Origin of the sequence: Sporosarcina luteola (genome assembly GCF_023715245.1) — a bacterium.
Lineage (GTDB): Bacteria > Bacillota > Bacilli > Bacillales_A > Planococcaceae > Sporosarcina > Sporosarcina luteola_C.
Genome location: NZ_JAMBNV010000002.1, coordinates 321,616 through 332,283, shown reverse-complemented (window position 1 = coordinate 332,283; position 10,668 = coordinate 321,616). Strand labels below are relative to the sequence as shown.

At 49.4% G+C, this 10,668-nt stretch carries 13 protein-coding genes; all 13 read left to right on the top strand.

The annotated features are described in order from the left end of the window. Positions 1–182 precede the first annotated feature (182 nt). Positions 183–485 (top strand): urease subunit gamma, encoded by a 303-nt coding sequence (gene ureA, locus M3152_RS13205; RefSeq protein WP_251695640.1) that lies wholly within the window; start codon positions 183–185, stop codon positions 483–485. 18 nt (positions 486–503) lie between these two features. Further along, positions 504–869 carry an urease subunit beta gene (ureB, locus tag M3152_RS13200; protein WP_251695639.1) on the top strand — a complete coding sequence of 122 codons (366 nt, stop codon included), beginning with the start codon at positions 504–506 and terminating at the stop codon, positions 867–869. Continuing rightward, a complete protein-coding gene (ureC, locus tag M3152_RS13195; protein ID WP_262175597.1) occupies positions 870–2,585 on the top strand; it encodes an urease subunit alpha in 1,716 nt (571 codons plus the stop codon). Positions 2,586–2,748: 163 nt separating this feature from the next. Beyond that, positions 2,749–3,195 (top strand): urease accessory protein UreE, encoded by a 447-nt coding sequence (locus tag M3152_RS13190; RefSeq protein ID WP_251695638.1) that lies wholly within the window; start codon positions 2,749–2,751, stop codon positions 3,193–3,195. Continuing rightward, positions 3,137–3,877 (top strand): urease accessory protein UreF, encoded by a 741-nt coding sequence (locus M3152_RS13185; protein ID WP_251695637.1) that lies wholly within the window; start codon positions 3,137–3,139, stop codon positions 3,875–3,877. The genes M3152_RS13190 and M3152_RS13185 overlap by 59 nt, the downstream gene beginning before the upstream one ends. A gap of 18 nt (positions 3,878–3,895) precedes the next feature. Further along, a complete protein-coding gene (gene ureG, locus M3152_RS13180) occupies positions 3,896–4,522 on the top strand; it encodes an urease accessory protein UreG (RefSeq protein WP_251695636.1) in 627 nt (208 codons plus the stop codon). After that, positions 4,515–5,321, top strand: coding sequence for an urease accessory protein UreD (locus tag M3152_RS13175; RefSeq protein ID WP_251695635.1), 807 nt, complete (start codon positions 4,515–4,517; stop codon positions 5,319–5,321). Before ureG ends, M3152_RS13175 begins: the two co-directional genes overlap by 8 nt. Positions 5,322–5,334: 13 nt before the next feature. Next, on the top strand, positions 5,335–6,903 hold the full coding sequence (locus tag M3152_RS13170) for an ABC transporter substrate-binding protein (protein ID WP_251695634.1): 1,569 nt from the start codon (positions 5,335–5,337) through the stop codon (positions 6,901–6,903). After that, positions 6,893–7,864: an ABC transporter permease gene (locus M3152_RS13165; protein WP_251695633.1), complete on the top strand. Its 972-nt coding sequence runs from the start codon at positions 6,893–6,895 to the stop codon at positions 7,862–7,864. Before M3152_RS13170 ends, M3152_RS13165 begins: the two co-directional genes overlap by 11 nt. Then, complete coding sequence (locus M3152_RS13160; RefSeq protein ID WP_251695632.1) at positions 7,861–8,673, top strand: ABC transporter permease; 813 nt, start codon at positions 7,861–7,863, stop codon at positions 8,671–8,673. The genes M3152_RS13165 and M3152_RS13160 overlap by 4 nt, the downstream gene beginning before the upstream one ends. Beyond that, entirely contained in the window at positions 8,666–9,412 is a 747-nt protein-coding gene (locus M3152_RS13155; RefSeq protein ID WP_251695631.1) for an ATP-binding cassette domain-containing protein, read from the top strand. Before M3152_RS13160 ends, M3152_RS13155 begins: the two co-directional genes overlap by 8 nt. A gap of 17 nt (positions 9,413–9,429) precedes the next feature. Further along, a complete protein-coding gene (locus M3152_RS13150; protein ID WP_251695630.1) occupies positions 9,430–10,128 on the top strand; it encodes an ABC transporter ATP-binding protein in 699 nt (232 codons plus the stop codon). A gap of 63 nt (positions 10,129–10,191) precedes the next feature. Further along, positions 10,192–10,668 carry an acyl-CoA thioesterase gene (locus M3152_RS13145; protein WP_251695629.1) on the top strand — a complete coding sequence of 159 codons (477 nt, stop codon included), beginning with the start codon at positions 10,192–10,194 and terminating at the stop codon, positions 10,666–10,668.

Below are 10,668 nucleotides of genomic sequence, written 5' to 3'. Positions count from 1 at the left end.
CCTCAATTACCTCTTTCGGCCTGCATCGTGCCAGGTTCCAATCAATCGGGCAAGACTGCCCTTTATTGCATACTCTTGCAAGACACAAGAAATCAAAAAAAATGAATAGGATAGGTGGACGGAGTAGAATACTGTCTACAGTTGTCTAAAATGTCTGATTAAAAATTCGGGGGTGTTTTTCGTTGAGGTTATCACCAGTTGAACAGGAAAAACTAATGTTGCATGTGGCGGGAGAGCTTGCCATCAAGCGTAAGGAGCGCGGGGTGAAGTTAAATTATCCCGAGGCTGTGGCTTTTATTTGCCATTTCATCATGGAAGGTGCACGTGACGGAAAGTCCGTTGGGCAGTTGATGAGTGAAGGCAAGCAGCTGTTGACGGTGGACGATGTGATGGAAGGCGTCGGTGATATGGTGAAAGATGTACAGATCGAGTGCACGTTCCCGGATGGAACGAAACTGGTCACTGTGCATCACCCAATTCAATAATAGAAGGGGGTTTTTCTTTTGAAACCAGGAGAGATCAAAGCTGCTGAAGGATGGATTGAAATTAATGTGGGGCGTGATACGAAAACGGTGAAGGTCGCGAATACAGGCGATCGTCCGATTCAAGTCGGGTCTCATTTTCATTTCATTGAGGTGAATAAGTTTCTTGAATTCGATCGTGAACAGGCGGTCGGCATGCATTTGAATATTCCTTCCGGGACGGCGGTGCGTTTTGAGCCGGGCGAGGAGATGGAAGTGGAACTTGTCGAGTTTGGCGGAAGGCGCCATGTATTCGGTTTGAATAAGTTGACGGAAGGTTCCACTCACAAAAAGGATGAAATTGTCGAGAAAGCGTCGGATGGTGGATTTAAAGGAGCTGACAGTTAAGTGAAAATTTCACATGAACAATATGCAAGGATGTTCGGCCCGACTGTGGGCGACAAGGTCCGTTTAGCGGATACCGATTTATGGATTGAAATTGAAAAAGACTATACAACCTACGGGGACGAAGGTATTTTTGGCGGCGGAAAGTCCCTTCGCGTGTCGATGGGGCAGAACGGTGAAAAAACTTCCGAAGACGGGGTATTGGATACGGTCATTACGAATGCCACAATCATTGATCATACGGGAATCGTGAAGGCAGATATCGGAATCAAGAATGGAAGGATCGCCGGCATTGGCAAGGCGGGGAATCCGAATACGATGGATGGTGTCGATCAAGGCATGATCATCGGTGTCGGTACGGAAGTGTATGGGGGAGAAGGGTTGATTGCGACAGCGGGTGCAATCGACACGCATATTCACCTCATCAGTCCACAACAGGTGGAGGTCGCATTGAATGCGGGAACAACGACATTCATCGGCGGAGGGACAGGTCCTGCGTCAGGTTCCACTGCGACTACGGTGACACCGGGGAAATGGCATATGCATAGGATGCTTCAGCAAATCGAAGACATTCCGTTGAATATCGGTATTTTCGGAAAGGGAAGTGCGGCTTTTCCTGCGCCGCTAGTTGAACAGATCCGTGCGGGTGCAATCGGTTTGAAGATCCATGAGGACTGGGGAGCGACTCCGTCTGCATTGGACCAAAGCTTGACGGTGGCGGATGAATATGATGTTCAGATCGCTCTGCACTCCGATACGTTGAATGAGGCTGGATTTGTCGAGGATACGATCAATGCAATCAATGGACGGGTCATCCACGTATTCCATACAGAAGGTGCAGGTGGAGGCCATGCGCCTGACCAGTTGAAGATGGCGTCACTGCCGAATGTATTGCCGGCGTCGACGAACCCGACAAAACCGTTTACAGTCAATACGATCGATGAGCATATGGACATGCTCATGGTGTGCCACCATTTGAAGCGCGACGTGGCGGAAGATGTCGCTTTTGCGGATTCACGTATCCGTCCGGAGACGATTGCTGCGGAGGATATTATGCAGGATCTTGGGATTCTTAGCATCATGTCATCCGACTCCCAGGCGATGGGCCGGGTCGGGGAAGTGGCAATCCGGACGTGGCAGACGGCGGATAAGATGAAGAAACAACGAGGTCCACTCCCGCAGGAAGCAGAGAAGGACAATGATAATTATCGCGTTAAGCGTTATATCGCAAAATATACGATCAACCCTGCAATCGCCCAAGGGATTTCCCATGAAGTCGGTTCGATTGAGGATGGGAAATTGGCGGATATCGTTTTATGGGAACCGGCATTTTTCGGCATCAAGGCGTCAGTTGTCATTAAGGGCGGCATCGCCGTGTATGCAGCGACAGGTGATCCGAATGCTTCGATCCCGACACCGCAGCCGTTCATGGGCCGCCGGATGTATGGCTTCCACGGGCAAGGACCACAAAATTCATCTATGACCTTCCTACCGAAAATCGCGGTGGAGGAAGGCCTTCCTGAACAGCTCGGGCTGAAGAAGATGATCGGAACGGTGAAAAATTGTCGCAACGTTTCCAAAGCGGACATGAAGCATAATAGCGAAATGCCGGTGATCGATGTTGATCCGGAGACATACGAAGTGAAAATCGACGGAGAACTCGCCACATGCGAACCAGTCGATGTTCTACCTATGGCACAGAGATACTTCTTATTTTAAAGCGAAGGGTGCCTGCCTAGGGGCGACAGACATAAGACGAAGACGCGCAGTGGGACGATTTTTCCACGAAACGGCTTTGCCTTATGATCCGAGCCCCTGGCACCCGGAGTCTGGATGTTAACTTATCTTGAACTAGAGTCTTTGCAAAGAAGGAGAATGCAAGATGCTAATTGAAAAAATCATAGGCAATATCGGTGATACAGAAGAAATTCCAGGAAAGCGCATCGAGTGGGTCGAACTGGAATGGGAAGAACTAAGCAAGCGTATTTTGCGGACAGAAACGACAGAAGGCACAGATGTCGCGTTGCGCCTCAACCAGGAAGAGCCGTTGAAATACGGCGATCTTTTGTTTGAAGACGACAATCGTGCCATCGTGATTCGGACGAAAATGGAATCGGTCATCGTCATCCGGCCGAAAGATATGGTCGAAATGGGCAAGGCCGCATTCGAGCTTGGCAACCGTCATACCCCTTCTTTAATCGAAAAAGATGAAATTGTCGTTCGCGCAGATCACACGTTGGCGCCATTACTAGATGAGGTGGGTGTGGACTATGAAACAACAGAACGACGATTCAAGCAACCTTTCAAATACCGTGGCCATTCCCACTGATATACAGTTTCTAAGACTTCTCCAAATCCACGATTCGGCGTTCCCGATCGGCACATATACACAATCCTACGGGATGGAGACGTATATCCAGGATGACGCAATCCGGACGAAGGAAGAGCTAATCGCTTTTTGTACGACTTTTCTCTATCAGAATCTCGTATATGGCGATGCGATCCTTATTCAGGAGGCGCATAAGGCTGCAAAGGACCGGGACATCGATCGGCTTCTGCATTTAGAAAATCTTTGCGGCGCTATCAAGCTTGCGAAGGAGTCCAGGGATGCAAGCGTCAATTTGGGCAGGCAGTTCATCAAAACGGTTTCACCGCTCGTCGAGGATGCTTTTTTCGACGAGTGGAAAAACCGGATCGCTGCGAATGAAATCAAAGGCCACTATGCAATCCTTTATGGCATTTATTGCGCCGTCAATAATATGGATGCGCATTATGCGGTCCTTTCGTATTTATTCTCATCGGTGAACGGGCTCGTCACAAACGCAGTACGCGCGGTGCCGTTCGGACAAAATACCGGTGTGCAGGCAGTGCATCTGCTGGCGGAAGAGGCGGTTGCGGCTGCCGGATTAGTTGCCGGTTTGACAGAAAAGGATATTAGCAATAATGCGCTAGGCATCGAGCTTGCATCGATGAAGCACGAATATTTACATTCAAGATTATTCATTTCATGACAGGAGGCGTTTCTATATATGAAACCAGTACGTATTGGAATTGGGGGTCCCGTCGGATCGGGCAAGACATCGCTCGTCGACGCATTGACCCGTGCGATGCATGAAGACTACAACGTTGCAGTTATTACGAATGATATATATACACGCGAGGATGCTCAATTCCTGATGAATCACGGTGTGTTGGGTGAAGATAGGATTCTTGGTGTGGAGACAGGCGGATGCCCGCATACGGCAATCCGTGAAGATGCTTCCATGAACTTCGCGGCAATCGATGAACTTAAGGAACGTTTCAAAGACCTTGATATCGTTTTCGTAGAGAGCGGCGGGGATAACTTGTCGGCTACGTTCAGCCCTGAACTTGTAGATGGATATATCTACGTAATCGACGTTGCGGAAGGACAGGATATTCCGAGAAAAGGCGGCCCGGCGTTGACAAGATCAGATCTTTTATTGGTCAATAAAACGGACCTTGCACCCCATGTCGGCGTTGACCTTGAACTGTACGAGAGCGACGTGAAGAAGATGAGAGGCGGCCGTCCTTACGTTTTAGCGGATGTACGGACACGAAAAAATGTCGACCAGATCGTCAATTGGATCAAACGGAATATGCTTTTAGAAGGCGCGGGAACAGCGAGTGGTGAGTAAAGTGGCACGGAGGCACCATAACGGCAAACTGGATATGGTGTTTGAGCCAAGAAGAGGCTATACCCGGATGCCGCATGTGTTCCAGCAGCCACCTTTAAAGGCGAGCCGTGAGCTGTACGAAGGCAAGGATCCAACAGCGACGGTATTTGTGATGGAGTCGTCAGGCGGAATGGTAGCGGGAGATCGCAATGATATTACGATCCGCCTGTTGCCGGGAAGCAAAGCGAGAATCATCCAGCAATCGGCATTGAAAGTGTACCGGTCGCATACGGGCGAAACGTGCGTTCAATCGATTGACGTGCAGCTTGAGGAAGAGTCGCGTCTCGAATGGATGCCGGAAGTGATCATCCCATTCGCTGATTCCAAATTCCAGATGGAAACGACAATCCGTCTTGCGAAGGGTGCCACATTACTTTGGGGTGAAATCATCGCTCCAGGCCGGGAGATGCGCGGTGAAGTATTCGATTTCTCTTCATTGAAATCAATGATGAAGATCTACGTCGAAGAGGAGCTGCTCGCGTTCGACAGCCTTCATTTCGTCCCGGACAATCTGCATCTAAATGGACTTGGTTTACTTGAAGAGGCATTGTATGTCGGTTCCATTTGGCTCGTTTCGGAAAAGGCCGATGAAATCGATCTGCGGGCGATTCATGAAGCGATGAATGTCGGAGACGGATTAAGGGCGGGCGTGACCAGACTTGCGGGAAATGCGGTGCATTGCCGTTTTCTCGGGGTGAATCAATGGAGACTTCAGCAGGAATTGAAACGGGTATTTTCCGAGCTGGCGGCACTCATATAAAGCGGGGTAAACTATGGATAAACGTAAAATACTACTAATCTTAATCAGTATGCTCCTGCTCGTTGCCGTCGCAGGATGTGGAAAAAAGGCAGCACCTGCCGCGAGAGAAAATAGCCTTATCTATGCTTCGGAATCCGAGTTTGATGGACTGAATCCGATTCTTGAGGAGACGAACGTGGACGCGCTTTTATTCCGCGGGCTTTTCCGTTTCGATGAAAACAACGAACCGAAAGCCGATATCGCAGAGTCATTCGACATGTCCGATGACAAGTTGACATATACATTCAAGTTGCGGGAAGACATCCGTTTCCACGACGGTGAACCGCTGACTGCCGAGGACGTCATATTTACGATTGAAAGTGTGTTAGATGACGAGAATGCTTCGTTCCTAAAGTCTGATTTCCTTGAAGTGGAATCATTGAAGAAAATTGGCGACTTCGAATTTGAACTGAAACTCAAGCGTCCTTTCACACCGATTTTGGATAAATTGACGTTGCCGATTTTGCCGAAGCACGCGTTTAATGGTGTTGATATGCGGACAGCGGACTTCAATAGCCATCCGATTGGCGCTGGACCTTATCAGTTTGACCGATGGGACCGCGGCAACAGCTTGACGTTGAAAGCGTATGAGCATTTCCATGGCACGAAGCCTTCCATTGCTAAAGTCATCTTTAAATTCATCCCCGACAGCAATGTGCGGGCATTGCAATTGGCTTCCGGCGAAGTGGATATTGCTCTTCTCGATCCGGTGCAAGTGGGTGAACTGGAAAAGCGCGATCATGTGAAAATATACAATATCGATACTGCTGACTACCGCGGAATTCTTTTCAATCTGCAAAACAATCTGTGGCAAGATGTACGGGTTCGACAGGCATTCAGCTTCGCTATCGATCGGGCGCAAATTGTAAAAGGCATTTTGAAAGGCTTCGGGGAAGAGGCGTATTCGCCGATCCAAAAGCATGCCTTTCATAATGAAGATATTGAAACGTATAGCTATGACGTCGAGCAAGCCGGACAGTTGCTGGATGAAGCGGGTTGGAAAATAGCAGAAGACGGCTTCCGTTATAAGGATGACCAGAAGCTGGGCTTCACGATTACAGCCCCTGCATCCGACGCAGTGCGTGTCAATATGGCGAATTATGTCGCTGAGGGCTACAAATCGATCGGTGCGGATGTCAATGTGGCGGCGCTTGACTGGAGTGCCATCACGATTGAAGAGACGGATGCTTTCATGATCGGATGGGGCAGCCCGTATGACGCGGATCATCATACGTACATCTTGTTCCATTCGGATGAATCAATTTTGACGGGATCCGGTTATAATTTTGGAAGCTACTCGAATGAAAACGTGGATGCATTGCTTGAAAAAGGTCGTTTATCAATGGATGAACAGGAACGAAAGGCAAGCTATATGGCCTTCCAAGAAGAGTTGGCAAACGATCCGGCATTCGCATTTATCGCTTATGTTAATGCAGTCTATGGCATTCACGGAAATATCGAAGGCGTGAAGGAGCGTACACTTGGCCATCACGGCTCCGGTTTCCTTTGGAATGTCGAGGAGTGGAAATGGAATGACCGTTAAATGGATTGGGAAGCGCATGATGCTAGGGGCACTCGTCCTCTTCATCGTGAGCTTCCTCTCTTTTTTCATAATGCATGCAAGTCCGGGAAGCTCCGCGACGGCGTATTACGGAGGTAATGCCCAGACGTTGACCACTGCTGAAAAGGAGCGGATCAGCAAAGCCTTTGCACTGGATCGTCCATTGATCGTCCAATATGGGGCGTGGTTAACGGAGACGGTGCAAGGGAATCTTGGCGTGTCCGCGAAGGAGGGCCGTCCCGTCGCTTCGATTCTTGGGGAGCGGCTGCCGAATACATTGCTGTTGTTCGGTGTATCGATGTTTTTCATTATTATAGGGTCGATTTGGCTTGGGATGACGGCTGGAATGAAACCTGGGTCGCTGCTTGACAGGGGTCTGTCGGCGTTCAGTATCGCATCCTCTTCCATCCCGGCGTTTTGGCTCGGGATATTGTTCATTTATCTATTCGCTGTCACGCTTGGCGTCTTGCCGTCTTCCGGGACGGGAAGCCTGGGCGGTGACGGCGGTTTTGTTGATAAAATGAAGCATCTCATCATGCCGGCATCCGTCGTCGTTCTGACGCATGTCGGCCTTTACGCGCGCTTCCTCCAAGAGAGTGTCAAAGCAGAAATCGGAAGCTATTATGTAATGGCGGCTAGGGCGAACGGCGTGGAGGAGCGGGAAATCAGGCGGGGCGTCTTACGGAATGCATTCATCCCTTATTTGAATTATGTAGGCGTGACAATCCCTTCGTTTTTCGGGGGATCCGTCATCGTGGAGGCTCTATTTGCATGGTCGGGTCTTGGCCAATTGCTTGTGAAATCCGTCATGGTGAAGGATTATCCGGTGCTGATGGGTGGCATCATGCTGACAGGGCTGATTGTCGTCATAAGCTTATTTGTCATTGACGTGCTTACGTACACGCTCGATCCGAAGCTTCGGAAAGGGGAGTTGGGCGGATGAAATCTCGGAAGAAACTTGTCTTCTGGTGCTCGCTTCTCGGACTGATCCTTGCAGTGACAATGCTATCCGATCTTCTCGCAACACAACCCGTGAATGAAATGGATTTGGACTCCGTTTATTCGCCGCCTGGAGAGGGTCATCTATTAGGGACGGATCATCTTGGCCGGGATGTTTTTTCGCGTTTATTGCAAGGCGGAAAGGTGACTTTGGCCGTTGCAGGCTTATCGGTTGCATTGTCATTTGTCATTGGCGTCATCTATGGCGGTATCAGCGGGTATGTCGGCGGATGGACTGATAGCGTCATGATGCGGATTTTGGAAGCCCTTATTTCGATTCCTTCCCTCATTTTTGTCTTAGCGTTCCAGGCGATCATGCAAGGCGGCATGTGGGGAATGACGTTCATCATCGGTGTGACGGGCTGGTTTACGACGGCCCGGATCGTCCGCTCGGAATTCATCCGGCTAAAGGATGCGGAATATGTAAAGATGGCGAAAATGTTCGGCACACCGGTTTGGAGAATCCTTACAGGGCATCTGCTGCGCAATAGTCTGCCGCCGCTGTTCGTCGTTACAATCTTCAATTTGGCAGGGGCGGTATTCATCGAAGTGTCGCTCAGCTTCCTCGGAATCGGCATACCGCCTTCAATTCCATCGTGGGGAAATATGCTGTACAATGCACAAAATGATCTGTTGATCGGTGCATGGTGGATCGGTGTCTTCCCTGGATTGCTGATCTTCCTGACGATACTTTCCATTAACTTCATCGGCGAAGCGTTGAAGCATTCCGGAAGGGGGCGTTTCCGTGCTTGAGGTGAAAGGGTTATCGGTTGAAATCAATGGAATCCCGGTCGTAAAAGGCAACTCGTTTTTCATTCCTGAAGGGAAAATAACAGCATTGATCGGCGAAAGCGGCAGTGGGAAAAGCATGACGGTTACGGCTTTGCTCAGGATGTTGCCGACTGGTGCGCTAGCTTCCGGAGAAATCCGTTATATGGACACCGATTTATTGAAGGTGACGAATGAAGAGATGGCAGTATTGCGGAAAAAGGAGTTCTTCACAATCTTCCAAGACGCTTTGAACAGCTTTAATCCAAGCGTGAAGATGGATCGGCAGCTGTATGCCTTTTCCGCAGGTCGCGTAGGTGATGATCAGGAAAGCTTCCGAAAGAAGATGAAGGCGATCCTTGGGAAGCTAAGCTTGTCCGGGGATATTTTGAATCGGTATCCATTCGAATTATCAGGCGGTATGCTGCAACGATGTATGATTGCCTGCGCTTTGTATGTTGAACCAGCCTTACTTATTGCAGATGAGCCGACGTCCGCACTCGATAAAGTCGTGCAAAAGGAATTTCTGAGATGGCTTCGATTGTTGAATGAGAGCGGCACGACGGTATTGATCATTACGCATGATCTGGATGTCGTCGCAGATGCGGCGGATGAAATGATTGTCATGCGAAAAGGAGAAGTCGTGGAGACGGGTGCAGTTGCAGATGTCTTGGCGAGGCCGAGGCATGAATATACAAAACGTTTATTGAACAGCCGATTTTAGGAAAGGGGGCGTAGGAATTGCTGAGGGTTGAACATCTATCGAAAAGCTATGGCAGGGGAAAGCAAAGGAAGACCATCCTTCACGACATTAATTTGTCGGTAGGCGACGGTGAACTCGTCGGAATCGTCGGGGAAAGCGGCAGCGGGAAAAGTACATTGGCGCGCCTGATAATGCAATTGGAGCCTGTGGATGAAGGATTGGTTTCATTCACGCCAGCGGGTGATTTCTATGCCTCCTGTCAAATCGTCTTCCAAAACGCGTCCGCTGCTATGAACCCTTCCTGGACGGTCCGTGATATTTTAAAAGAACCAGTACGGTTGATGAAAGGCGATCGGGATGCTTATATCCTAACGATGCTGGGAAAAGTGGGCTTGGAAGAGAAACATTTGGACCGGTGTCCTTCGGAATTAAGCGGCGGTGAACGGCAGCGGGTGAATTTGCTGCGCTCAATGCTTGTGGAGCCGAAGCTGTTGATATGCGATGAAATCGTGTCCAATCTGGATCGGTTGATTCAAAAAGAGATTGTAGAGCTTATTCAGAAGATGAATCGGGAGATGGGCATGGCGATTCTGTTCATTTCTCATGATCTCAAAGTCGTGCAGCATTTATGCGATCGAGTGTATGTAATGGAGGGAGGCAGGATTGTCGAGGAAAGTGTGAAGCGGGATGACGGGTTTTCATTCACACATCCTTACTCCCTGATGCTGTTCGAGTGAGCCTGTTCAACCTTTTTGGAAGTGGGTATACTGTAGAAGAGAATTATAAGGAGATGGACAACTATGGAACAACGGCCGATGAGCCAATCACGCACAATCATTTCGAAACTTGTATTGCCGCCAGACACGAACCATATGCAGACGATTTTTGGTGGAAAGGTCTTGGCATACATAGATGAAATTGCTGCCATTGCGGCAATGAAACATTCGAACAAGGCGGCAGCCGTCACTGCCTCCATCGATTCGGTCGACTTCCTGTCGTCGGCGAAGGTCGGGGATGTACTCGAACTCGAAGCTGTCGTCAGCTCAACAGGGCGTACATCGATGGAAATATTCGTCTCGGTGCATTCGATGGATCTGTTGACAGGCGATAAAAAGCTGACAACGGAATCATTCCTGACGATGGTCGCCATGGATGAACACAACAAGCCGACACCGGTTCCAGGCGTCTACCCTGAAACCGAAGCGGAAAAACGGTTATTCGACACTGGTCCCGCCCGCCGGAACCACCGGAAACTACGCAGGGAAATTAAACATTGA